Annotated in this window: 21 protein-coding genes; 9 read left to right on the forward strand and 12 right to left on the reverse strand. The window is 61.9% G+C overall.

Features of this window, described 5'->3' with window-relative positions; translation table 11 throughout:
* The first annotated feature begins 16 nt into the window (after positions 1-16).
* From A462_RS03385 to A462_RS03375, 3 genes are all read left to right on the forward strand, one after another.
* The gene (locus tag A462_RS03385) at positions 17-1,033 is read left to right on the forward strand and encodes a putative 2-aminoethylphosphonate ABC transporter substrate-binding protein (protein WP_008438953.1); all 1,017 of its coding nucleotides are present in this window, start codon (positions 17-19) and stop codon (positions 1,031-1,033) included.
* A 125-nt stretch (positions 1,034-1,158) separates the two neighbouring features.
* The gene (locus tag A462_RS03380; RefSeq protein WP_008438954.1) at positions 1,159-2,283 is read left to right on the forward strand and encodes a TIGR03364 family FAD-dependent oxidoreductase; all 1,125 of its coding nucleotides are present in this window, start codon (positions 1,159-1,161) and stop codon (positions 2,281-2,283) included.
* Positions 2,283-2,837: a phosphonate degradation HD-domain oxygenase gene (locus A462_RS03375; RefSeq protein WP_008438955.1), complete on the forward strand. Its 555-nt coding sequence runs from the start codon at positions 2,283-2,285 to the stop codon at positions 2,835-2,837. Before A462_RS03380 ends, A462_RS03375 begins: the two co-directional genes overlap by 1 nt.
* Here A462_RS03375 and A462_RS03370 read toward each other — a convergent pair.
* The gene (locus A462_RS03370; protein ID WP_008438956.1) at positions 2,834-4,207 is read right to left on the reverse strand and encodes a GTPase/DUF3482 domain-containing protein; all 1,374 of its coding nucleotides are present in this window, start codon (positions 4,205-4,207) and stop codon (positions 2,834-2,836) included. The two genes, A462_RS03375 and A462_RS03370, sit on opposite strands and share 4 nt — an antisense overlap.
* On the reverse strand, positions 4,200-5,579 hold the full coding sequence (locus tag A462_RS03365) for a DUF2868 domain-containing protein (protein WP_008438958.1): 1,380 nt from the start codon (positions 5,577-5,579) through the stop codon (positions 4,200-4,202). Before A462_RS03365 ends, A462_RS03370 begins: the two co-directional genes overlap by 8 nt.
* Positions 5,580-5,669: 90 nt before the next feature.
* On the opposite strand from A462_RS03365, the gene A462_RS03360 reads away from it, so the two are divergent.
* Positions 5,670-6,182, forward strand: coding sequence for a dihydrofolate reductase (locus A462_RS03360; protein ID WP_008438965.1), 513 nt, complete (start codon positions 5,670-5,672; stop codon positions 6,180-6,182).
* A gap of 94 nt (positions 6,183-6,276) precedes the next feature.
* Here the strand turns inward: A462_RS03360 and A462_RS03355 are convergent, their stop codons facing one another.
* Positions 6,277-7,668 carry an L-cystine transporter gene (locus tag A462_RS03355; RefSeq protein ID WP_003213804.1) on the reverse strand — a complete coding sequence of 464 codons (1,392 nt, stop codon included), beginning with the start codon at positions 7,666-7,668 and terminating at the stop codon, positions 6,277-6,279.
* Between the two features lie 241 nt (positions 7,669-7,909).
* Between A462_RS03355 and A462_RS03350 the strand changes: the two genes are divergently transcribed.
* Positions 7,910-8,968, forward strand: coding sequence for a phosphorylcholine phosphatase (locus A462_RS03350; protein WP_003213803.1), 1,059 nt, complete (start codon positions 7,910-7,912; stop codon positions 8,966-8,968).
* Between the two features lie 193 nt (positions 8,969-9,161).
* Here the strand turns inward: A462_RS03350 and ilvD are convergent, their stop codons facing one another.
* The 4 genes from ilvD to A462_RS03330 all read right to left on the reverse strand — a co-directional run bounded on the left by ilvD (position 9,162) and on the right by A462_RS03330 (position 14,630).
* Positions 9,162-11,003, reverse strand: a complete 1,842-nt coding sequence (ilvD, locus tag A462_RS03345) for a dihydroxy-acid dehydratase (protein WP_003213802.1) — start codon at positions 11,001-11,003, stop codon at positions 9,162-9,164.
* Between the two features lie 330 nt (positions 11,004-11,333).
* Positions 11,334-11,765 carry an REP-associated tyrosine transposase gene (locus A462_RS33930; RefSeq protein ID WP_085984658.1) on the reverse strand — a complete coding sequence of 144 codons (432 nt, stop codon included), beginning with the start codon at positions 11,763-11,765 and terminating at the stop codon, positions 11,334-11,336.
* Positions 11,766-12,004: 239 nt separating this feature from the next.
* Positions 12,005-13,201, reverse strand: a complete 1,197-nt coding sequence (locus A462_RS03335) for an MFS transporter (protein ID WP_003213800.1) — start codon at positions 13,199-13,201, stop codon at positions 12,005-12,007.
* A 232-nt stretch (positions 13,202-13,433) separates the two neighbouring features.
* Positions 13,434-14,630 carry a class I SAM-dependent rRNA methyltransferase gene (locus A462_RS03330; protein ID WP_003213799.1) on the reverse strand — a complete coding sequence of 399 codons (1,197 nt, stop codon included), beginning with the start codon at positions 14,628-14,630 and terminating at the stop codon, positions 13,434-13,436.
* Between the two features lie 313 nt (positions 14,631-14,943).
* Between A462_RS03330 and A462_RS03325 the strand changes: the two genes are divergently transcribed.
* Together A462_RS03325 and mutM are read left to right on the forward strand one after the other, a co-directional pair.
* The gene (locus A462_RS03325; protein ID WP_173882995.1) at positions 14,944-15,756 is read left to right on the forward strand and encodes an HDOD domain-containing protein; all 813 of its coding nucleotides are present in this window, start codon (positions 14,944-14,946) and stop codon (positions 15,754-15,756) included.
* Between the two features lie 21 nt (positions 15,757-15,777).
* Positions 15,778-16,590 (forward strand): bifunctional DNA-formamidopyrimidine glycosylase/DNA-(apurinic or apyrimidinic site) lyase, encoded by an 813-nt coding sequence (gene mutM / locus A462_RS03320; RefSeq protein WP_008438968.1) that lies wholly within the window; start codon positions 15,778-15,780, stop codon positions 16,588-16,590.
* 133 nt (positions 16,591-16,723) lie between these two features.
* Here the strand turns inward: mutM and A462_RS03315 are convergent, their stop codons facing one another.
* The 5 genes from A462_RS03315 to A462_RS03295 form a co-directional block, all read right to left on the reverse strand.
* On the reverse strand, positions 16,724-16,975 hold the full coding sequence (locus tag A462_RS03315) for a YfhL family 4Fe-4S dicluster ferredoxin (protein ID WP_003213796.1): 252 nt from the start codon (positions 16,973-16,975) through the stop codon (positions 16,724-16,726).
* 183 nt (positions 16,976-17,158) lie between these two features.
* Entirely contained in the window at positions 17,159-17,638 is a 480-nt protein-coding gene (gene coaD / locus A462_RS03310; protein ID WP_003176711.1) for a pantetheine-phosphate adenylyltransferase, read from the reverse strand.
* Between the two features lie 114 nt (positions 17,639-17,752).
* The gene (locus tag A462_RS03305) at positions 17,753-19,348 is read right to left on the reverse strand and encodes a GMC family oxidoreductase (protein ID WP_003213795.1); all 1,596 of its coding nucleotides are present in this window, start codon (positions 19,346-19,348) and stop codon (positions 17,753-17,755) included.
* 33 nt (positions 19,349-19,381) lie between these two features.
* Positions 19,382-19,927: a hypothetical protein gene (locus A462_RS03300; protein WP_008438969.1), complete on the reverse strand. Its 546-nt coding sequence runs from the start codon at positions 19,925-19,927 to the stop codon at positions 19,382-19,384.
* A 28-nt stretch (positions 19,928-19,955) separates the two neighbouring features.
* Positions 19,956-21,383 carry a coniferyl aldehyde dehydrogenase gene (locus A462_RS03295; RefSeq protein WP_008438970.1) on the reverse strand — a complete coding sequence of 476 codons (1,428 nt, stop codon included), beginning with the start codon at positions 21,381-21,383 and terminating at the stop codon, positions 19,956-19,958.
* Between the two features lie 146 nt (positions 21,384-21,529).
* On the opposite strand from A462_RS03295, the gene A462_RS03290 reads away from it, so the two are divergent.
* Both A462_RS03290 and A462_RS03285 read left to right on the forward strand, forming a co-directional pair.
* The gene (locus tag A462_RS03290) at positions 21,530-22,201 is read left to right on the forward strand and encodes a TetR/AcrR family transcriptional regulator (RefSeq protein WP_003213791.1); all 672 of its coding nucleotides are present in this window, start codon (positions 21,530-21,532) and stop codon (positions 22,199-22,201) included.
* A gap of 39 nt (positions 22,202-22,240) precedes the next feature.
* Entirely contained in the window at positions 22,241-23,095 is an 855-nt protein-coding gene (locus A462_RS03285; protein ID WP_008438971.1) for a sulfurtransferase, read from the forward strand.
* Positions 23,096-23,107 lie beyond the last annotated feature (12 nt).

The raw sequence follows: 23,107 nt of genomic DNA on the forward strand, positions 1-23,107 counted from the left end.
ATAAAGGAACTGCACCATGTTCAAGCCCCTGGCGTTAGCCGCTGCTGTGCTCACTGCGTTCAGCCTGAATGCCTTTGCCGCCAAGACCGAGTTGACCGTGTACACGGCCCTCGAAGCCGAGCAATTGAAGACCTACAAACAGGCCTTTGAAAAGGTCAACCCGGACATCGAGATCAAATGGGTGCGCGATTCCACCGGCATCATCACCGCCAAGCTGCTGGCCGAAAAAGCCCGCCCGCAGGCTGATGTGATCTGGGGCCTGGCGGCTTCCAGCCTGGCGATTCTCGATCAGCAGGGCATGCTGCAAAACTACGCACCGGCAGATTTGAGCAAGATCGGTGCGAACTACCGCGACGCCGCCAACCCGCCGGCCTGGGTCGGCATGGACGTGTGGGCTGCGACCATCTGCTTCAACACCGTCGAAGCCGAAAAGCAGGGCCTGAGCAAGCCCGTGAGCTGGCAGGACCTGACCAAGCCTGAATACAAGGGCAAGATCGTGATGCCCAACCCGGCCTCGTCCGGCACTGGCTTCCTGGATGTGAGTGCCTGGTTGCAGACCTTCGGCGAGAAGCAGGGCTGGCAGTACATGGACGACCTGCACCAGAACATCGGCCAGTACGTTCACTCCGGTTCCAAACCCTGCAAGCTGGCGGCCTCGGGTGAATTCCCGATCGGCATTTCCTTCGAATACCCGGCCGTTCAGCTGAAGCGCCAGGGCGCACCGCTGGACATCATCCTGCCGAAAGAAGGCCTGGGCTGGGATATCGAAGCCACTGCCGTGATCAAGGGCACTGCCCACGCAGACGCGGCACAGAAACTCGCCGACTTCTCCGCCAGCCCCGCGGCGATGGAGCTGTACAAGGAAAACTTCGCGGTACTGGCCCAGCCGGGCATCGCCAAGCCGCAGACCGAGTTGCCGGCGGACTACGAGCAGCGGTTGATCAAGAATGACTTTGCCTGGGCCTCGAAAAACCGCGACAGCATCCTGACCGAATGGCGCAAGCGCTATGACGGCAAGTCGGAAAAACAATAACTACCGATCGTCCCCACGCTCTGCGTGGGAACGCGGCTCTGGACGCTCTGCGTCCGCTTTTGTAGTCGTGACGCGGAGCGTCACAGGATGCATTCCCACGCGGAGCGTGGGAACGAGAGGTCTTCATGACACAACTGCTGATCATCGGCGCCGGCATCCTCGGCCTGTCCCACGCCTTTGCCGCTGCCAAACGCGGCCTCAAGGTCAAGGTCTTCGAGCGCAGCGCCACACCGCTAGGTGCATCCGTGCGCAACTTCGGCCAGGCACTGGTCACCGGCCAGCCGCCGGGGCCCATGCTCGACCTGGCGCGGGACAGCCGCGAAATCTGGGGCCAGTGGGCGCAACTCGCCGGCATCCAGCTCAAGCGCAACGGCTCTTATTTGTTCGCCCGCACCGAAGCCGAAGAGCACTTGCTTGAAGCCTTCTGCGCCGGTCGCGCGCAAGAACACGGTTATCGCGTCAAGTTGCTGCAAGGCGCCGCCCTGCACGAGCTGTACGGTGGCCAGTTCGCCCATCACCGCGCTGCGCTTCACGGCCTGGATGATCAACAACTGTATTCGCGCGAGGCTATCCCGGCGCTGATCAACTACCTCAGCCGCGAACTGAGCGTGGAGTTTCATTTCTCCACCCTGGTGCGCGACATCGAACCCGGCCAGGTGCACACCACTGCCGGCTCCTTTCGCGGCGAGCAGATCATTGTCTGCTCCGGTCACGACTACCAGACGCTGCTGGCCGAGCAGATTGCCGAACTCAACCCGCAAATCTGCCGCCTGCAAATGCTGCGCGCCCGGCCAGTGGTGGAGTTGAACCTGCAACACGCGCTGCTGACCGGCCTCAGCTGCGTGCACTACGGCGCCTTCGCCGATTTGCCGGAAGCCGCGCCGGTACAGGCCGAAATTCTGCGGGATGTACCGCACCTGCATGAAAACGGTATTCACCTGCTGATCAGCCCGACACCCTATGGCGAACTGATCATCGGAGATTCCCACCATTACGGCAGCGATCCTTCACCGTTCAACGCCGAACAGGTGGACAACTGGATGATCGAACTGGCCGAACATACCCTGGGCTGCAAGATCCAGGTCGTGGAGCGCTGGCAGGGTGTCTATGGTTCCCGTGGCCCAGGGCCGTTTTCGTTCCTGCGGGCGGCGCCGGGGGTGAGTGCGGCGTTGATGCACACCGGCGTGGGCATGAGCGTTGGGCCGGCGATGGCGGAGCGCAATATCACAGAGTTGTGGGGGAGCGCGTGATGAACGCAGAGCAGGCAATCGCCGAGGTCTTCGGCCTGTACGAACAACACGGCACCGCCGATTACATTGGCGAGCCGGTCTCGCAGATCGAACACATGTCCCAGGCCGCGCAGTTGGCCATGGCTGAAGGCTTCGATGATGAAGTGGTGCTGGCGGCGTTCTTCCACGATATCGGGCATATCTGCGGCCAAGGTGGCGAGAACATGGGCGGTTATGGCGTGGTCAGCCATGAACGGCTGGGCGCCGATTATCTGCGCCGGGCGGGCTTCAGCGAGCGCCTGGCAAAACTGGTCGAATACCACGTGCAGGCCAAGCGTTACCTGACCTTCAGCCAGCCGGACTACTATGCGCGGTTGAGCGAGGCCAGCCGCCGCACCCTGGGTTACCAGGGCGGCGTGATGACCGCCGAGGAAGCCCGGGCGTTTGAGCAGGACCCGTTGTGCGCCGTCAGCCTGCGCATGCGTCACTGGGATGAACAAGCCAAGGAAATGCACGTGCCGGTGCTGGACCTTGAAGTGTTGAAATCCAAGGCCCGGCAGTTGTTGGCGGCTTAGGTCTCGTCCAGGCGCTGGGCCAGGGCTTCGATCTGTTCCTGGCGTTCGGCCTGGCTCAACCTGGGGTGCGGGTTGAGGGACGACCATTGCGGATGGGCGCGGGCCTTGTTCAGGGCTTCGGGCAATTTGCCTTCGCGCCAGGTCTTGTCCTGGGGTGTGTCGACCTTGATGCTGTGGATCGCCGCATGCCCCCGCAGGTTCAGGGCCTTGAGCAGTTGCCGCTGGCGCAGGGCCAACAGGCGCAGCACGCTGTCGTCGACGGTCAGCTCGCGCTGGCCCTTGAGCTTGCCCAGCAGGCGGCTGCCATAACTGCGGGCAGTTTGCAGCGCGCCTCCCGCGATGGCTCCGGCGAGGGCGGCGGCGCCGAGGGTCAGGCCGCCTACGAGTAGATCCACACCTGCACCGGCCGCCGCGCCGGCTGCGATACCGCCACCGACCCGCACGCCCAGTTGCTTGAGGGTCTCGGGGTTGAACAGGTCATCGCCCCAGCGCCCATCCAGCAGCGGTAAATCGCTGGCGGCGGCGTCCTGCGGGCGGAAGCCGAACAACTTGAGCAAGGCCTCCACGCAACGCTGTTCGCGCTGGCGCACGGCTTTGCGCAGTTCGCTGATGGCCTGCTGTTCCACTTCGGCTTCGCTGACCACGCTGCGGCGGCAGGCGGCGCAGTCGATCAGCAGTTCGGCGATCAGCCGCGCCGCACTTTGCTGGCGGGCCTGGCGCTGGGCTTCCTGATCAAGGATCAGCCGTTCCAGTTGCCCACGGGAGTTTTCCAGCAGCAGGGCGAGGCTTTCATAGAGGCGGCGCTCGCCGTCTTCCGGCGGCGCGACGCTGTCAAAACGCACCAGCGCGTGCAGACCGAGGCGGGCGAGGGCTTCGCGCCAGTCCGGCTCGCGGTGGTTGGCGCTGCTGACAAAATTGAGCACTGGCAGCAACGGTTTGCCACAGCTGGCCAGCACTTGCAGCTCATCGCGGTACTTGGCCAGCACCGGTTCCCGGGCGTCGATCACATACAGGCCCGCATCCGAGGCGAGCAGTTGGCGCAGCACCTTGGCTTCCTGTTCGAAGCGTTGCCGGGCCTCGCTGCCTTCCAGAAAACGCGCCAGCCGTGCCGGGCCGTCGAGGCGTTCGCCGGGACGGTCCAGGCGCTCGAGGTAATCGAGCAGGGCGATGGCATCTTCCAGGCCCGGCGTGTCGTACAGTTCCAGCAAGGCCTCGCCGTCTACCGACAGCCGAGCACCTTCGACATGCCGGGTGGTGCTGGGCCGATGGGACACTTCACCAAAGCCGACGTCTCGCGTGAGGGTGCGCAGCAACGAGGTCTTGCCGACGTTGGTGTGGCCGACCACCGCGAGTTTCAGGGGCTTAGTCATGACCGGTCTCCAGCCAAGTGAGCGGCGCGCAATCGGCGAACGGGATCTCCAACTGTTGCAATGCTGTATGCCAGTCACCCAGGCGTTCCGCGTCCAGGGCCTGGCCCGCCGGTGCTTGCAGCAGCCAGACCCGGGTGGCGGTGGCGCTGCGGGCCAGTTCGGCGATCAGCGCGAGGCTGCCGCGATCCGGCGAGCGGCGTGGGTCGCAGGCAATGGCCAGGCGTGCGGGCGGGAAGCGGGTGAGTTGCTCCAGCAGCTTGTTGCGGGATTCGCGGCTGTCGAGGATGCCCGCGTCCTTGACGCTGGCCGGGAGCTTCGGCGGCCAGGTACGTTGGTCGTCGAGTTCGATGGCCACCAGCAGGGCGCCGTCGCTTTCCAGTTCACTGACGCCGCCGGTTACGTGGTGCAACTGTTCGGGCGCCGCATCATTGACCCCAAGCCGTTCGCTGCTGGGCATCAGCCGTTCACGCAGTTGGCTGTAGCCGGGCAGGTTAAGGTCGAGGCTCAAGGCGGCGCGCCCACGTTTCCAACGCCACAGGCACAGCAACGCAAGGATCAGCCGCGGCAGGATGCCGTACACCAGCAGCACGCCCACCAGCCAGGCGGCCCAGGCCTGGCGGGCGCTTTCGATATTCAGGGCGGCATCGCCGCTGGCGCGGATCATCTCGACAGTGGGCACATTGAAGCCGAGCAAGGCGGGCAGGGCGCCGAGGGTTTGGGTCACGGCGACAAAGGTGTCCGCCCGCAGGATGGTGGTTTCCCACACAAAGCCGTAGCGCCGGGTGGCCAACAGCGTCAGCAGGATCACCAGGGCGCTGAGCAGGGCCAGCAGCCACAGGCTGTTGACCAGCACACCGACGGCCCAGCGATTGAGCTTGCGCCGTTGCAGCAACAGCAGCAGGGCGGGCGCCAGTTGCGCGGCCTTGGCGTCGCGGGCGAGTTTTTCGCTGAGCCATAACCACAGGCGGCCAAGACTGGCGCCGTGTTCGCCGGCAAACAGCAGGCCCAGGGCCCAGCTCAACAACAGGATCAGGTTCAAACCCAGCAGGCTGCCCAGGGCCCAGAACACATTGACCGGCGCCAACCCGTTGCCCAGCGCGGCAAACGCCAGGCCGGCGCCGCTGATAATGGCGACTGCCGCCAGCAGGATCAGTGCCAGGCGCGCACCTTGCAGCCAGCGGGGCAGGGCGGCGGTCAGGCCATCGCGTTCGGCCAGCCACAGCGCGCGGTTTTGAATGCGCGTGGGCAGGTCGCCGCCGGTGCTGCGGGCCAGGCGATTGGCTTCCTGGTCTTCCAGGGCGCCCGCGTGTTCCTCGCGCAGGCGCACGGTCTCGGTCAGCCAGAGTGTTTGCAGGGGGTTCAGAGCTGTCACGCGCCGTCCTGTTGAGCCAGTGAGTCTGGAGCATAACCGCTGGAACGCCGGTTGGGGTATGCCGCGCGCGGCTCTGGTATTCTCGTCGCCATGAAAAAAACTCTCCCTTTAAGCCTGATCGCAGCCCTCGGTGAAAACCGTGTGATCGGCGTCGACAACAGCATGCCCTGGCATTTGCCGGGGGATTTCAAATATTTCAAGGCCACCACCTTGGGCAAGCCGATCATCATGGGGCGCAAGACCTGGGATTCCCTGGGGCGACCGTTGCCGGGCCGGTTGAACATTGTGGTCAGCCGTCAGACCGACTTGGCGCTGGAAGGTGCGGAAGTTTTTCCGTCACTGGACGCGGCCGTGGAGCGGGCTGAGGAATGGGCCAAGGCGCAGGGCGTGGATGAGCTGATGCTGATCGGCGGCGCGCAGTTGTATGCCCAGGGGCTGGAGCAGGCGGATCGTCTGTATTTGACGCGGGTGGCGTTGAGCCCGGACGGCGATGCGTGGTTTCCCGAGTTTGATTTGAACCAGTGGAAGCTGGTGTCGAATGTCGAGAATGCGGCTGAGGGTGACAAGCCGGCGTACAACTTCGAAGTCTGGGAAAAAGCCTAAGAGCATCGCAGGCAAGCCAGCTCCCACAGTTGACCGAGTATTACTGAAAAAACCGGTTCAATGTGGGAGCTGGCTTGCCTGCGATAGCGGTCTGTCAGGCCTGCGCCAATTCCGCATGCTCATCGGCATTGAGCAGTTCTTTATCCGTCTGCTGCATGATCTGGCTGGTAATCGCCCCGGCCGTCATCGAACCGTTCACGTTCAACGCGGTACGGCCCATGTCGATCAGCGGCTCAACCGAAATCAGCAGCGCCACCAGTGACACCGGCAAGCCCATCGCCGGCAGCACGATCAGCGCGGCAAACGTCGCACCGCCGCCCACGCCCGCCACACCGGCCGAACTCAAGGTCACAATCGCCACCAGGGTCGCGATCCACAGCGGGTCCAGCGGGTTGATACCCACGGTCGGCGCAACCATCACCGCCAGCATCGCTGGGTAAAGACCCGCGCAACCGTTCTGGCCAATCGTTGCGCCAAACGAGGCGGCAAAGCCGGCGATGGACTGCGGAATCCCCAGGCGACGGGTCTGCGCTTCAATGCTCAGCGGAATGCTCGCGGCGCTGGAGCGGCTGGTGAAGGCGAACGTCAGCACCGGCCAGACCTTGCGGAAGAACCGCAGCGGGTTGATCCCGGCCAGCGACAGCAGCAGGCCATGCACCACAAACATCAGGCCCAGGGCCAGGTACGATACCACCACAAAACTGCCGAGCTTGATGATGTCTTGCAGGTTGGAGCTGGCGACCACTTTGGTCATCAGCGCCAATACGCCGTACGGGGTCAGCTTCATCACCAGGCGCACCAGGCGCATCACCCAGGCTTGCAGGGTGTCGATGGCGTTGAGGACTTTCTGGCCTTTTTCCACGTCATCCTTGAGCAGTTGCAGCGCGGCAACCCCAAGGAATGCAGCGAAGATCACCACACTGATGATCGACGTCGGCTTGGCCCGGGCCAGGTCGGCGAACGGGTTCTGCGGGATGAACGACAGCAGCAGTTGCGGGATATTCAGGTCGGCGACCTTGCCCGCGTAATCACTCTGGATCACTTGCAGGCGCGCCATTTCCTGGGTGCCGGCCACCAGACCTTCGGCGGTGAGGCCGAACAGGTTGGTCAGGCCGATACCGATCAGCGCCGCGATTGCCGTGGTGAACAGCAGCGTGCCGATGGTCAGGAAGCTGATCTTGCCCAGGGACGAGGCGTTATGCAGACGGGCCACGGCGCTGAGGATCGAGGCAAACACCAGCGGGATCACGATCATTTGCAGCAACTGCACGTAACCGTTGCCGACCAGGTCGAACCAGCCGATCGAGGCCTTGAGCACCGGGTTGCCGGCACCGTAGATCGCGTGCAGCACCACACCGAAGATCACGCCGAGTACCAACGCAAACAACACCTTCTTGGCGAGGCTCCAGTTGGTTCGGCGGGTTTGTGCCAGGCCCAGCAGCAAGGCCACGAACACCAGTAAGTTGAGAATCAGGGGCAGATTCATTGAAGCTCCGTTGAGAAGGCAGCCAATCGCAGGAGCCTGCGATTGCGAACCGGCAAGCCTAACAGCTTGAAATATATTGATTTAATAACGTTATCGCATGGTGACTGTCGTTTTTGGAATAAGCGGGTGACGCGCAGGCGTATGGCATTGGCGCGATCACGACGAAAGCGGTCGCGCTCGGGCGATAACTGTCATACAGATTTGTTAGCGTCGATGTCTTTCACTCAGGGAGAAAACGCACATGAAGCTAGCGCCGAAACTGTTTGCCGCCGCGCTGTGCCTGGGCCTCGCGAGCCAGGCCTTTGCCGCCACCGAGTTGAAACACTGGCCGGCGGCTGCCGCCAAGCAACTGGACACGATGATTGCTGCCAATGCCAACAAGGGCAACTTCGCGGTGTTCGACATGGACAACACCAGTTATCGCTACGACCTTGAAGAGTCATTGCTGCCGTACCTGGAAAACAAGGGCCTGATTACCCGCGACACCATGGACCCCTCCCTGAAGCTGATCCCGTTCAAAGACACCGCCGACCACAAGGAAAGCCTCTTCAGCTACTACTACCGCCTCTGCGAAGTCGACGACATGGTCTGCTACCCGTGGGTGGCGCAGATTTTCTCCGGCTTCACCCTCAAGGAACTCAAGGGCTACGTCGACGAGATGATGGCGTCGGGCAAGCCGGTGCCGGTCACCTATTACGACGGTGACGTGGTCAAGAACATGGAAGTGCAGCCGCCGAAGGTCTTCACCGGCCAGGCTGAGCTGTTTAACAAGCTGATGGAAAACGGCATCGAGGTCTACGTGATGACCGCCGCGTCTGAGGAACTGGTGCGCATGGTCGCGGCCGATCCGAAGTACGGCTACAACGTCAAACCCGAGAATGTCATCGGCGTGAGCACCTTGCTCAAGGACCGCAAGACCGGCGAGCTGACCACCGCCCGCAAGCAGATTGCCGCCGGCAAGTATGACGAGAAGGCCAACCTCGGCCTGGAGCTGACCCCGTACCTGTGGACCCCGGCCACCTGGATGGCCGGCAAGCACGCGGCGATCCTGACCTATATCGACGAGTGGAAAAAACCGGTGATCGTCGGTGGCGACACGCCGACCAGTGACGGCTACATGCTGTTCCATGACGTGGACGTGGCCAAGGGCGGCATCCACCTGTGGATCAACCGTAAAGACAAATACATGACCCAGCTCAACGGCATGATGGCCAAGCACGCTGCGGCCCAGGCCAAGGAAGGGTTGCCGGTGACGGCGGATAAAAACTGGGTGATCGTCAAGCCGGACGAGATTCAGTAAGTACGGCTGGACTCGGTCAAAAATGTGGGAGCGGGCTTGCTCGCGAAGGCGGTGGATCAGCCAGCTTATTCAGTAACTGGCACACCGCAATTCGCGAGCAAGCCCGCTCCCACAGTTGATCACCTTTGTTTGGGGAATAATCTCCAGGCAAAAAAATGCCCCGCACATGGCGGGGCATTTTTATGGGCGAGGTTTACAGACCGTCAAGCATCGCCTTGTTACGCACAGCACCCTTGTCGGCACTGGTGGCCAGCAGGGCGTAAGCCTTCAAGGCGGTGGTGACTTTGCGCGGACGCTTCTCCACCGGCTTCCAGCCTTTCTTGTCCTGCTCGACCCGGCGTGCCGCCAGTTCTTCATCGCTGATCAACAGGTTGATCGAGCGGTTCGGAATGTCGATCAGCACCTTGTCGCCATCCTGCACCAGGCCGATGGCGCCGCCCGCAGCAGCTTCCGGCGAAGCGTGGCCGATGGACAGGCCCGAGGTCCCGCCGGAAAAACGGCCGTCGGTGAGCAAGGCGCAGGCTTTGCCCAGGCCCTTGGATTTCAGGTACGACGTCGGGTACAGCATCTCTTGCATGCCCGGGCCGCCTTTCGGGCCTTCGTAACGGATGATGACGATGTCGCCTTCCTTCACTTCGTCAGCGAGGATGCCGCGTACCGAGCTGTCCTGGCTTTCGTAGATCTTGGCGCGGCCTTCGAACACGTGGATCGACTCGTCCACACCGGCGGTTTTCACCACGCAGCCATCGAGGGCGATGTTGCCGTACAGCACGGCCAGGCCGCCCTCTTTCGAATAGGCATGCTCGACACTGCGGATGCAGCCGTTTTCACGGTCGTCGTCGAGGGTTTCCCAACGGGTCGACTGGCTGAACGCGGTCTGCGTCGGGATGCCGGCCGGGCCGGCCTTGAAGAAGTGATGCACGGCTTCGTCAGTGGTTTGGGTGATGTCCCACTTGGCGATGCCTTCGGCGATGGATTTGCTGTGCACGGTCGGCAGGTCGGTGTGCAACAGGCCGCCACGGGCCAGGGAGCCGAGGATCGAGAAGATCCCGCCGGCACGGTGCACGTCTTCCATGTGGTACTTCTGGATGTTCGGCGCGACTTTGCACAGTTGCGGCACGTGGCGGGACAGGCGGTCGATGTCCCGCAGGTCGAAGTCGATCTCGGCTTCTTGCGCGGCGGCCAGCAAGTGCAGGATGGTGTTGGTGGAACCGCCCATGGCGATGTCCAGGGTCATGGCGTTTTCGAACGCCTTGAAATTGGCGATGTTGCGTGGCAACACCGACTCATCGTTCTCGGTGTAGTAACGCTTGCACAGCTCGACAATGGTGCGGCCGGCCTGCAGGAACAGCTGCTCGCGGTCGCTGTGGGTGGCCAGTGTCGAGCCGTTGCCCGGCAACGCCAGGCCCAGGGCTTCCACCAGGCAGTTCATCGAGTTGGCGGTGAACATGCCGGAGCACGAACCGCAGGTAGGGCAGGCGCTGCGCTCGTATTCCGCAACCTTCTCGTCAGAAGCGCTGGAATCGGCGGCGATGACCATGGCGTCCACCAGGTCGAGGCCGTGGGAGGCGAGCTTGGTCTTGCCGGCTTCCATCGGGCCGCCGGAGACGAAGATCACCGGGATGTTCAGGCGCAGGGCGGCCATCAGCATGCCGGGGGTGATCTTGTCGCAGTTGGAGATGCACACGATGGCGTCGGCGCAGTGGGCGTTGACCATGTATTCCACGGAGTCGGCGATGATCTCGCGGCTCGGCAGGGAATACAGCATGCCGTCATGGCCCATGGCGATGCCGTCATCCACGGCGATGGTGTTGAATTCTTTCGCTACACCGCCGGCGCGTTCGATCTCGCGGGCGACCAGTTGGCCCAGGTCCTTGAGGTGGACGTGGCCGGGTACGAACTGGGTGAACGAGTTGGCAATCGCGATGATCGGCTTCTTGAAGTCGTCATCTTTCATCCCCGTGGCGCGCCACAGTGCGCGGGCGCCGGCCATGTTGCGGCCGTGGGTGGATGTTTTCGAGCGGTAATCAGGCATTGGAGCACTCCGGGCGGCTAATCAAGTACTAAAGGGGAGTGAGCTTCTAATTGACGACTGGAACACCCGATAAATGGCCGTGTGTCCGGAAGTTGCCACTCGCGTCGCGGGATCGCCGCTTGCTTGGGCCTCGAGCTCATAAACCCGCCGGGGGATGACTGGCGATGAATAGGTCCGATTCTACACCGCTGGCGGCCGGAGGGAATGGCCGTCTACCTGTAGGAGCGAGCTTGCTCGCGAAAAACGTCAACGGTAACGCAGCGCTATCAGGTGGTCCGTGTCGTCTGTTGGTTTTTCGCGAGCAAGCTCGCTCCTACAGGGTTGCGTATTTCACAGCCACATGGCGTCCCAGAGCGGATAGTCGCCGATACGCTCAACCAGCCCTGCTCTTAATGGATTGGCGACGATGTATCGAGCTGTTGCTTTCAGGTCATCTTCCCGGCGTAGCGCCCGATCAAAGTAGCCCTTTTGCCAAAGTGTCCCGTGGCAACTCCTCGCTTTGTTAATGGCGTGGGCACTTCGCGACTTGGTAATCCGCATCAGTCTCGGCAAATCGCCGTTGTGCAATTCCACCAGCCAATGGAAATGGTCCGGCATCACGACCCAGGTCAGTGAGGTCGCCTCGCCGTCGTCCTGAGCCTTTCTGAATTCGCGAACAAGCAGGCGACCAATGCGCCAGTCCTGGAAGACCAGCTGTCGTTGATGGGTGACGGCGGTGAGCAGGTAAATGCGGCCGGATTCCGAATAGCGGCCTTTACGCAGCCGATGGGCGTTTTGCTAGGTGGACATTCCTTCGTCCTCTTCGTGTGGGTAGAAGAGAGACGGTAGGAGGCAACAGTGTCTATTGGCGTTTAAACACTGGTTCTGAATATGTCATGCCTTCTGTAGGAGCGAGCTTGCTCGCGAAGAACGTCAACGATAACGCAGCGCTATCAGGTGGCCCGTGTCGCCTATATGTTTTTCGCGAGCAAGCTCGCTCCTACAGTGGGAGTGGGAGAGCGTTAGCGTCCGACTCTGATGTTCGTCACTACGCCCCAAACGCTGAGCACGATGAAGCTGATGGCGATGGTCATCAGCAAGTTGTCTCCGGCTTGGGCGAGCGCGGCGCTGCTGACGGCGGCGGTGATGAACATGATGCTGTTGCCGGCCGACGCGGCGGTGCCGGCGCTGCTGGAGAACAGCAACATGGCCGCGGAAATCGCGGCGGGGCGAACCAGGGTCACGGCCAGGGCGCTGATCAGCATCGGGATCAGCAGGGTGATGGTGGTCATGGCCTCATAGCTGATCACCAGCGTCAGCAATACGCCTGCGATCCCCAGCAGGCCCAGCCCGAGGTTGATTTGTCGCGTGAGGGAGATATGTTTCTGCAGTGCAGTTGCTGCAACGCCGCCCAGCAGGTAGGCAACGCCATACACCATCAGCACTACCGCGTACTGGTATTCGGACAGCTTCAACTCATCCATGAAAATCAGCGGTGTCACGCTGATCAAGGCGAAGTAACACGCGAATACCAACGCGGCGATCCACCAGTAACGGATGAAGTCCCGGTTGCTTGCGATGGATTTCAGCGTGGCGATGATCGAAACAGGGGCTCTTTCAGGGCTGGCCGCCTTGGACGGCAATATCAGCCAGGCATGGATAAACATGCCCAGCGCCATCACCGCAAATCCATAAAAGCTGCCCTGCCAATCAAATGTGGTTTGCAGCCAGGAGCCGAGCAGCGGCGACAGCGCAACGAACGATCCGCTCAGGGTCATGTAGTAGATGCGGATGCGGGCGCGATCCTGCTCTTCGAAAAGGTCTTCAACCAGCGCATGGCCGAGTACAAAAAAGCCACAGCCGATGGCCTGGACGGCGCGAAACAGCAGGAAACTCGGGTAATTCGCCGCCAGTGCGCAGCCGATCGAGCCTAGGGTGGAAACCACGATGCACCCCAGCAGCACTTCCTTGCGCCCGAATTTATCTGAAAGCGGGCCGGCGATCAGTTGGGAAATCGCAAAAACCAGAGTGAACAGGCTGATGGATAAGGCGACCTCAGCAGTTGAGGTATCGAACTTCGCGGCCAGGGCTGGAAAGGAGGGCAGCAGGATATTGATCGGGAAGAAGCTGATCAGCGAGATGCAGGTGATGAGGATGAAGCGCGAGCGTTGTTGGCGTTTTACGTCGCCATGGGGTGGCGAATAAGAGGACTCAGACATTGTTTTTATTTTCCGGAGTAAAACCAGAAACCGATACTAGTCTGCGAAACGGGGAATTCAATCAAAAGTGTTGTGGGAGGCCAAGCCCATGATGGTGTGTGTTGCCGCTGTAGGAGCGAGCTTGCTCGCGAAGAACGTCAACGATAACGCAGCGCTATCAGGTAGCCCGTGTTGTCTATTCGTCTTTCGCGAGCAAGCTCGCTCCTACAGTTGATCCGGTTCCAATTGGGCGTTAGCTATTCGGCAACAACCGGCAAGTAATGCTCTTGATATACCGGGTCTCGGCAATCGCCGGGTGCACCGGGTGGTCCGGGCCCTGGCCGCCGCGTTCCAGCATCTGGATATTGCGATCCAGGTGACGGGCGCTGGTCAGCAGGATGTTTTGCAGGTCGTCTTCCGGCAAGTGCATCGAGCACGAAGCGCTGACCAGGATGCCGTCCTTGCTGAGCAGGCGCATGGCTTGCTCGTTCAGGCGGCGGTAGGCGCCTTCGCCGTTTTTCATGTCTTTCTTGCGCTTGATGAAGGCAGGCGGGTCGGCCACGATCACGTCGAAACGCTCTTCGCTGGCTTTCAGCTCTTTGAGGGCTTCGAACACGTCGCCTTCGATGCAGGTCATTTTCTCGGCAACGCCGTTCAGTGCCGCGTTGCGCTCCACGCCGTCGAGGGCGAAGGCGGAGGCGTCGACGCAGAACACTTCACTGGCACCGAAGGCGGCCGCTTGCACGCCCCAGCCGCCGATGTAGCTGTACAGGTCGAGTACGCGTTTGCCTTTGGCATACGGAGCCAGGCGAGCGCGGTTCATGCGGTGGTCGTAGAACCAGCCGGTCTTCTGGCCCTGGATCACCGGCGCTTCGAACTTCACGCCGTTTTCTTCCAGTGCCACCCACTCCGGCACCAGGCCGAACACGGTTTCGACGTAGCGGTTGAGGCCTTCGGCATCACGCGCGGCGGAGTCGTTCTTGAACAGGATGCCGCTTGGCTTGAGCACTTGGGTCAGTGCGGCAATCACGTCTTCCTTGTGGGCTTCCATGGTCGCCGAAGCGATCTGCACCACCAAGATGTCGCCGAAACGGTCGACCACCAGGCCTGGCAACAAGTCGGAATCGCCGTACACCAGGCGGTAGAACGGCTTGTCGAACAGGCGGTCACGCAGGGACAGGGCGACGTTGATGCGGTGTACCAGCAGCGACTTGTCCAGCGGCAACTTGATGTCGCGGGACAGCAGGCGGGCGCAGATCAGGTTGTTCGGGCTCATGGCCACGATGCCGAGGGTCTTGCCGCCGGCTGCTTCCAGGATCGCCTGGTCGCCTGCCTGGAAGCCGTGAAGAGGTGTGGCGGCCACATCGATTTCGTTGCTGTAGACCCACAGGTGGCCGTTGCGCAAACGACGATCGGCGTTGGCTTTGAGACGCAGGCTTGGCAGGGACATGACGTCGCTCCGGAAAAAAGAGCGGGAGTATACCGTGTTGTGCAGTACTTGGCGGCGCCGCCGGACATGTGGGTTGTGATGTCCCTGTGGGAGCTGGCTTGCCTGCGATAGCATCACCTCGGTTATCTGAAAGACCGAGCCGTCTGCATCGCAGGCAAGCCAGCTCCCACATTCGGTCCGGTTTCAGTTCGGGTTTTTGAGGTGTCAGCCTGGTTGCCATAAAGGTTAGAATCGCCGCCTAGTCCAGAGTGTGCCCCCTATGTCCCAAGAGCTATCCGCCGAACAGATCCAACAGAGCCTCCAAGGCATCAGTGTGCCGCCTCAACCGCAAATCATGGTGGATTTGCAGATGGAGCAGTACATGCCCGATCCGGACCTGGAAGTGATCGCTCGGTTGATCGCCCAGGACCCGGGCCTCTCCGGCTCGCTGCTGAAGATCGTCAATTCGCCGTATTACGGTCTGAGCAACAAGATCGTCTCGATACAGCGCGCGGTGAACCTGCTGGGCAGCCGCTCCATCGTCAACCTGATCAACGCGCAGTCGATCAAGGGCGAGATGAGCGACGACACCATCGTCACCCTCAACCGTTTCTGGGACACCGCCCAAGACGTGGCCATGACCTGCCTGGCCCTGGCCAAGCGCACCGGCAGCCAGGCGGTCGATGAAGCCTACGCATTGGGGCTGTTCCACGATTGTGGCGTGCCGTTGATGCTCAAGCGTTTCCCGAACTACATGAGTGTGCTGGAAGAGGCCTATGCCAACGCCGGCCCGGAGTGCCGTGTGGTCGACACCGAGAACCAGGCGTTCAACACCAACCATGCCGTGGTGGGTTACTACACCGCCAAATCCTGGCGCCTGCCGGAACATGTGACCGATGCCATCGCCAATCACCACAATGCCCTGGCGATTTTCAGCGACGAGTCCAACCACAAGCCGCAGCTGAAAAACCTGCTGGCGATCCTGAAAATGGCCGAGCACATTTGTGCGTCGTACCGCGTGCTGGGCAACCAGGTGGATGACCATGAGTGGAACGCCATCGGCCCGCTGGTGCTGGACCATATCGGCCTGTCGGACTACGACTTCGAGAGCTTGAAGTTGTCGATCCGCGAGCTGGGCGCGCACTAACCCTTTTTCCAAGAGGTACACATGCCCGAGTTACCGGAAGTCGAAACCACCCGGCGCGGAATTGCGCCGCACCTGGAAGGCCAGCGGGTCAGCCGTGTGGTGGTGCGTGAGCGGCGCCTGCGCTGGCCGATCCCGGAAGACCTGGATGTGCGGCTGTCCGGGCAACGCATCGTGCTGGTGGAGCGGCGGGCCAAGTATTTGTTGATCAATGCCGAGGTCGGCACGCTGATCAGCCACTTGGGCATGTCGGGCAATTTGCGCCTGGTGGAAGCCGGCAGCCCGGCGGCCAAGCATGAGCATGTGGATATAGAACTTGAGTCGGGCCTGGCCCTGCGCTACACCGACCCGCGACGCTTTGGCGCGATGCTCTGGAGCCTCGACCCGCTGAACCACGAGCTGCTGATCCGCCTGGGGCCGGAGCCGTTGACCGACCTGTTCGACGGCGAGCGGCTATTCCAGCTGTCCCGTGGACGCTCGATGGCGGTGAAGCCGTTCATCATGGACAACGCGGTGGTGGTGGGGGTGGGCAATATCTACGCGACGGAGGCGCTGTTTGCCGCCGGGATTGATCCGCGCCGGGAAGCCAAGGGCATTTCCCGTGGGCGTTACCTGAAGCTGGCGATCGAGATCAAGCGCATCCTGGCGGCGGCCATCGAGCGCGGCGGCACCACGTTGCGTGACTTTATCGGCGGCGACGGGCAGCCGGGGTATTTCCAGCAGGAATTGTTCGTCTATGGCCGTGGTGGCGAGGCGTGCAAGGTCTGTGGGACCGAATTGCGCAACGTGATGCTGGGGCAGCGGGCGAGTGTGTTTTGCCCGAAGTGTCAGAGCTGACAATTTGTGGTGCTGCTGATGGCCCCTTCGCGAGCAAGCCCGCTCCCACATTAGACCGAGTTCCACCTTTGGAATGCAGTCGAATGTGGGAGCGGGCTTGCTCGCGAAGGGGCTTAATGAAGCGCCAAGGGACTTAGGCCTTCCCGGTAATCAACCGGTACTTCTCCATCAGTTGCTCTTCCGTTTCCGGATGAGCCTCGTCCAGCGGAATGCAATCCACCGGGCAAACCTGCTGGCACTGGGGTTCGTCGTAGTGGCCGACACACTGGGTGCACAGGTTGGGGTCGATCACATAGATCTCTTCACCCTGGGAAATGGCAGCGTTCGGGCACTCGGGTTCGCAGACGTCGCAGTTGATGCAATCGTCGGTGATGATCAGGGACATGGAAACTCCTGCCAGGGCTGTCAGCCAAGGCATCTGAAAACTAATGCGCGCAATTGTGCCGCATTGGCGCCCGCAGTGCGAGTCACAGCGATGGACAGTAGGAGCCGGCTTGCCGGCGATGGCGATGGGTCAGTTGCACCGTGGCGCCTGGATCGTTGGCAAGCCAGCTCCTGCAGTCCGGGATTATTTCTTGAATCGCAGGGTGAGAGCATCCGCCACAGCCGGGTGCACGAACTTGGTGATATCCCCGCCCAACGCCGCGATTTCCCGGACCAACGTCGAGGAAATGAACGAATAACGTTCCGAAGGCGTAAGAAACAGGCTTTCCACGTCCGGCGCCAGTTGGCGGTTCATGTTGGCCAGCTGGAATTCGTATTCGAAGTCCGACACCGCCCGCAGGCCGCGCAGGAACACATTGGCGTTCTGTTCCTTGGCGAAGTGCGCCAGCAGCGTCGAGAAGCCGACCACTTCAACGTTGGGCAGATGCTTGGTGACCTCACGGGCCAGCTCCACGCGCTGTTCCAGGGGAAACAGCGGGTTTTTCTTGGGGCTGGCAGCGACCGCGATAATCACATGGTCGAACAAGCGCGAGGCGCGTTCGACCAGATCGCCATGGCCCTTGGTGATTGGGTCGAAGGTACCTGGGTACAACACTCGGTTCATCGCGTCGTCCTGGCGGAGTCCGTTGGGGAACCGGATGGTATCGCAGCCATCCCGGTCGGCCAAGTCAACTTATTCAGAAGAAAGCACTATAGACACCGCGAATACCCGGTTTTTTCAGGCCGTTTTCAGACGTTCGGCCAATGCCGTCGCCAGTTGCGCCGTCAATCCATACACCGATAACTGCGGGTTAGCGCCAATGCTGGTGGGGAATAGCGAGCCATCGTGGATCGACAAGTTGCGCAGTTGATGATGGCGCCCAAGGCTGTCGGCCACGGCGTTTTTCGGTTCTTCCCCCATCGCGCAACCGCCCATTACATGAGCGCTGCCGAGCCGGGTTCGGTGCAATTCGAGGTTCAACCCGTCGATCATGCTGCGGGCTTCAGCCAAGGTGTTCACGTAGCGCGCATCGCCGTGCAGCGGCATCACCGACTTGGCGCCGCCGGCAAACTGAATCTCCGCCATGCTGTGGAATGCCCGGCGCAGGCCGTCCCAGGCGTAGGGCGAAACCTGATAATCGAGCACCGGTGTGCCATCGCCGCGTAATTCGACTGTGCCACCCGGGCTGTCGGGGTGGAAGCCGTCCCGCAGCAGCGCAAGCATGGCGTGGGTTTTCGGCAGTTGACCCATGTCCAGCGCGTTCTGCGTGCCGTAGCCGCCGAGCAAGGTGCTGGCCAGGCCCGGATGCAGTGGCGGTACTTCGAGCTTGTAGGACATTTTGCCGGTAGTGCCGTCCTGCCATTGGAAGTGATCGGAATAAATCGACTGCGGCGCGCCGTAGAACGGGTTGATCACCTCGTCGAACAACCCGGCGGAAAAATTCACCAGGTGTAAAAAGGTTCGCTTGCCCAGGCGCGAGTGGGGATCGGGTGCGTCCGAGCGCAGCAGCAGCGCCGGGCTGTTGATGCCGCCGCCGGCCAGTACGTAATGCTTGGCTTTGACTGTGATCTTGCGGCCTGTGGGTGCCACGCAATACTGATCCATGGCCACGCATTCGAGGCTGGTGATGGTGTCGCCGCTGAACTTCAGGCGTTCGGCACGGGCCAGGTACAGCAGCTCGCCGCCTTTCTCCAGGGTGGACGGAATGGTGGTCACCAGCATTGATTGCTTGGCGTTGACCGGGCAACCCATGCCGCAATACCCCAGGTTGAAACAGCCGCGCACATTGCGCGGGATCACGTGCCAGCTGTATCCAAGCTTTTCGCAGCCCTTGCGGATCACGTCATTGTTGGCATTCGGTGGCATGGCCCAAGGCGCGATGCCCAGGCGTTGTTCCATTTTTTCGAACCAGGGCGCCATTTCGGCGCTGCTGTGGCCCTTGACCGCGTACTCGCTGGCCCAGTGGGCGAGGGTCGGGTCCGGGGTGCGGAAGCTGGAGGTCCAGTTGATCAGCGTGGTGCCGCCGACCGCGCGGCCCTGCAGGATGGTGATAGCGCCGTCCTTGCTCATGCGGCCGATGCCTTCCTGGTAGAGGCTGGCGTAGGCCTCGTCTTCCAGCAGCTTGAAGTCGTTGCTGGTCTTCAGCGGGCCTTCTTCGATCAGCAGCACCTTGTAGCCGGCGGCGCTGAGGATTTCGGCGGTGGTGCCGCCGCCGGCGCCGCTGCCGATGATCGCGACGTCGGCTTCCAGGGTCAGGTCCTGGTCGAGGGCGGCGCCATTGTGGGTCTTCCAGCCGCGGGCCATGCCATCGCGGAACAGATCAGGTACGGGCATCAGGGTCGTCTCTTGTTTTTATCGGGATGCAGATCAGATTTTCGGTGGGCCGGGGTAGCCGCAATGCGCCCAGGACTCGGGGCGGAAATACCAGGCCATGATCACCAGCTTGAGCAACGAGCCCTGGCCCATGCGCAGCAGGTTCAGGTAGCTGTTTTCCCAACGGTGCAGGAAGTTGCGGATCTGTTCGCCGCTGGCGTTTTCCCAGCCGCCCCACACCCCGGTCAGCGGCCCACGGGTGACGGCCATGCCCAATACGTCGAACAGTTGCTGGGTCAGCTTGAACATCTCGGGTGACAGGTGTTGCAGGCTGAAGTCGAGCTTTTTCAGGGTGTCGTCGATGCCAGCCACCACCACCTCGGCGCTGGCCACGCCCTCCAGCAGCACCGGAATCACTGCCCGCAAAAACGGCAGGTCACTGCTGCGCAACATCGCAAAGCCGCTGGCCGGGGTGCTGCTGGAGCAGCCGCTGAGGCTGGCGCCCAGCCCGGCGGTGGCCAGGAAAGCACTGGCGCACAGGCCGAGTTTCAAGACGCCGCGCCGTGACAGCGCGGGTGATTCAGTCAGGCTAGGGTTCATTCTTATTGTTATCCCGGTGATGGGTTTGTTAGCGGACGAACAGCTTCTGGATCAACTTCTGGATGGATTTGCCATAGGGCGGGTAAATCAGCTTGGCCGCGTTCAGGCGTTGCTTGATCAGCACGCCCTTGGCCTTGCTGAACGTCAGGAAACCTTCATGGCCGTGGTAATGGCCCATGCCCGACGGGCCGATGCCGCCGAAGGGCATGTCGTCCTGGGCTACGTGCAGCAACGTGTCGTTCAGGCACACGCCGCCGGAATGGGTTTCGTGCAGTACGCGGTTCTGTTCCGCCTTGTTGTAGCCGAAGTAATACAGCGCCAGTGGGCGAGGGCGCTGATTGATGTAGGCAAAGGCCTGGTCGAGGCCGCGATACGGCACGATCGGCAGCACCGGGCCGAAGATTTCGTCCTGCATCACGGTCATCTCGTCGCTGACATTCAGCAGCAGGCTGTGGGCCATGCGGCGGTCCTGGCCCTGGTCGTACAGCGGGACCAGGGTGGCACCCTTGTCGGTGGCGTCTTTCACGTAGCCGTTGAGCCGGGCCAACTGTCGTTCGTTGATGATGGCGGTGTAGTCCGGGTTGTCGGCCAGGGTCGGATAGAACCCGCGAACCGCCTTGCTGTAGGCCTCGACGAAGCCGTCTACACGGTCTTCCGGCACCAGCACATAGTCCGGCGCCACGCAGGTTTGCCCGGCATTCAGCGCCTTGCCGAAGGCGATGCGTTCGGCGGCGTCCTTGAGCGGCACGTCGGCGGAAACAATCGCCGGTGATTTGCCGCCCAGTTCCAGGGTGACCGGCGTCAGGTGTTCGGCCGCCGCGCGCATCACGTGCTTGCCGATGCTGGTGGCGCCGGTGAACAGCAGGTGGTCGAAGCGCAGCTTGGAAAACGCCATGCCCACTTCAGCCTCGCCGAGCACCACGCACACCAGGTCCTCGGGGAAGATCTTCGCCAGCAGCGCCTTGAGCAACTGGCCGGTGGCGGGGGTGGATTCGCTGAGCTTGAGCATCACCCGGTTGCCGGCCGCCAATGCACCCACCAGCGGGCCGATGGCCAGGTACAACGGGTAGTTCCAGGGCACGATCACCCCGACCACACCCAGGGGTTGATAGATGACCTTGGCGGACGCGGGCTGGAAGGCAATGCCTACAGCGCGGCGGGAAGGTTTCATCCAACCCTTGAGGTGTTTGCTGGCGTAGTGAATGCCATGCAGGCTGGGCATCAGTTCGGCGAACAGGGTTTCGTCGGCGCTGCGGTGGCTGAAATCACTGCTGATGGCGTTGATCAGCGCCTGGCGTTCGTCACTCAGCAGCTCGCGTAAGGCCTTGAGCCATTGCTGGCGCTGGGTGGCCGGCGGCATCGGGTTGGCGGCGTAGGCTTGGCGCTGGGCGTCGAACAGTTCCTGGAGCTGGTCCAGCGCCTGGGAATCTTGCAGGTAGGCAACGTTGGCAGACATGGCGAAGTTCCCGATTGTTATTGGAATGCTTCAGTTTTTAGAGTCATTGCTCTAAATTGTCAAATAACATTGCACAACGTGCCGATTTATCCGGACAAGGATAGTCCGTAAGATGCCGCCATCACGGGTCTAGAAGTTGATTTCCCATGGCACCACGAGTAAAGACCAGCGAGCGCATTGTGCAAACCAGCCTGGAGCTGTTTAACCAGCAGGGCGAGCGCAGTGTCAGCACCAACCATATCGCCGCCCATATGGAAATTTCCCCGGGCAACCTGTACTACCACTTCCCCAACAAGCAGGCGATTATCGCGGTGCTGTTTCGTGAGTACGAAGCGTTGGTGGACAGTTTCCTGCGCCCGCCCCAGGGCCGTGCGGTGACCGTGGAAGACAAGCGCTTCTACCTGCAGGCGGTGCTGGCCGGCATGTGGCGCTACCGCTTCCTGCACCGTGACCTCGAACACCTGCTGGAAAGCGACCCGGAGCTGGCCACCGGCTACCGGCGGTTCTCCCAGCGCTGCCTGATCCAGGGCGCAGCCATCTACCAGGGGTTTGTCGATGCCGGCATCCTGAACATGGACCCGGTGCAAACCGAAGCCCTGACCCTCAACGCCTGGATCATCCTCACCTCATGGGTGCGCTTCCTGTGCACCACCAATGAAAAGTCCACGCACCTGAGCGCTGAGGCGATCAAGCGCGGGGTGTATCAGGTGCTGGTGCTGGAAGCCGGGTTTATCACCCCCAAGGCCAAGGACGCGGTGGATGCACTGTTCAAAGAGTTTTACGTGCCGTTGAATCAGGCGCTGGAAGAAGTGAAGTAGGATGTTTCCCGAACGCTAACCTAGCCACAGGAGTCAGTCATGCCGCTTGCCCAACTGATCAGCCCCCAGCAACTGGCCGAGCGCCAGAAGTCCGGCGGGCTGGTAATCCTCGATTGCCGCTTTGCCCTGGAAGACCCGGACTACGGCCTGTGCAGCTACGCCGAAGGGCATATCGAAGGGGCGCAGTATGCCGATCTGGAGCGCCACCTCAGCGGGCCGATAATCAAGGGCGTGACCGGTCGCCATCCGTTGCCGGCGCCGGATGCGTTTATCCGGCAACTGCGGGCATGGGGCGTTAACGCCGACAGCGATATCGTTTTGTATGACGACGGCCCGGGTGCCTATGCCGCCCGTGCCTGGTGGCTGCTGGCCTGGCTGGGCAAGCGCGACGGCGTGTTCATCCTCGATGGCGGCCTGAAAGCCTGGCACGCGGCGGGCTTCCCGTTGAGCCTGGATGCACCGGTGATCGAGCCCGGCACCTTCAGCGGCACGCCGGACAACCACCTGCAACTGGACGCCGAACACCTGCAGAAACGCCTTGGCCAGCCCGGCCTGACCCTGATCGACGCCCGCGCCCAGCCGCGTTTTCGTGGTGAAGTGGAGCCGATCGACCCGGTTGCCGGGCATATCCCCGGCGCGCAATGTGCCGCATTCAATGAAAACCTGGGCAGCGACGGCCGTTTCCTGCCGGCGGACCAGCTCAAGCAACGCTTCGCCGCCAAGCTGCAAGGCCGCTCGCCGGATGACCTGGTGGCCTACTGCGGCTCCGGCGTGACTGCCTGCCACAACCTGTTTGCGCTGTGCCTGGCGGGTTACCCGTTGGGCAAGTTGTACGCGGGGTCGTGGAGCGAGTGGATCACTGATCCAAAGCGGGAAGTTGCAACAGGCGACTGAGGTCTGCCTGAC

The sequence above is a fragment of the Pseudomonas sp. Ag1 genome, assembly GCF_000278565.1.
Lineage (GTDB): Bacteria > Pseudomonadota > Gammaproteobacteria > Pseudomonadales > Pseudomonadaceae > Aquipseudomonas.

Bases quoted from the DNA above. Each gene is read 5' to 3' on its own strand.
- A462_RS03360 (WP_008438965.1), top strand. From the start codon at position 5,670: ATGAAAAAAACTCTCCCTTTAAGCCTGATCGCAGCCCTCGGTGAAAAC.
- A462_RS03300 (WP_008438969.1), bottom strand. From the start codon at position 19,927: ATGAACCCTAGCCTGACTGAATCACCCGCGCTGTCACGGCGCGGCGTC.
- A462_RS03380 (WP_008438954.1), top strand. From the start codon at position 1,159: ATGACACAACTGCTGATCATCGGCGCCGGCATCCTCGGCCTGTCCCAC.
- A462_RS03335 (WP_003213800.1), bottom strand. From the start codon at position 13,201: ATGTCTGAGTCCTCTTATTCGCCACCCCATGGCGACGTAAAACGCCAA.
- A462_RS03315 (WP_003213796.1), bottom strand. From the start codon at position 16,975: ATGTCCCTGATCATCACCGACGATTGCATCAACTGCGACGTCTGCGAA.
- A462_RS03285 (WP_008438971.1), top strand. From the start codon at position 22,241: ATGCCGCTTGCCCAACTGATCAGCCCCCAGCAACTGGCCGAGCGCCAG.
- mutM (WP_008438968.1), top strand. From the start codon at position 15,778: ATGCCCGAGTTACCGGAAGTCGAAACCACCCGGCGCGGAATTGCGCCG.
- A462_RS03375 (WP_008438955.1), top strand. From the start codon at position 2,283: ATGAACGCAGAGCAGGCAATCGCCGAGGTCTTCGGCCTGTACGAACAA.
- A462_RS03295 (WP_008438970.1), bottom strand. From the start codon at position 21,383: ATGTCTGCCAACGTTGCCTACCTGCAAGATTCCCAGGCGCTGGACCAG.
- A462_RS03290 (WP_003213791.1), top strand. From the start codon at position 21,530: ATGGCACCACGAGTAAAGACCAGCGAGCGCATTGTGCAAACCAGCCTG.
- coaD (WP_003176711.1), bottom strand. From the start codon at position 17,638: ATGAACCGAGTGTTGTACCCAGGTACCTTCGACCCAATCACCAAGGGC.
- ilvD (WP_003213802.1), bottom strand. From the start codon at position 11,003: ATGCCTGATTACCGCTCGAAAACATCCACCCACGGCCGCAACATGGCC.
- A462_RS03305 (WP_003213795.1), bottom strand. From the start codon at position 19,348: ATGCCCGTACCTGATCTGTTCCGCGATGGCATGGCCCGCGGCTGGAAG.
- A462_RS03370 (WP_008438956.1), bottom strand. From the start codon at position 4,207: ATGACTAAGCCCCTGAAACTCGCGGTGGTCGGCCACACCAACGTCGGC.
- A462_RS03355 (WP_003213804.1), bottom strand. From the start codon at position 7,668: ATGAATCTGCCCCTGATTCTCAACTTACTGGTGTTCGTGGCCTTGCTG.
- A462_RS03350 (WP_003213803.1), top strand. From the start codon at position 7,910: ATGAAGCTAGCGCCGAAACTGTTTGCCGCCGCGCTGTGCCTGGGCCTC.
- A462_RS03330 (WP_003213799.1), bottom strand. From the start codon at position 14,630: ATGTCCCTGCCAAGCCTGCGTCTCAAAGCCAACGCCGATCGTCGTTTG.
- A462_RS03385 (WP_008438953.1), top strand. From the start codon at position 17: ATGTTCAAGCCCCTGGCGTTAGCCGCTGCTGTGCTCACTGCGTTCAGC.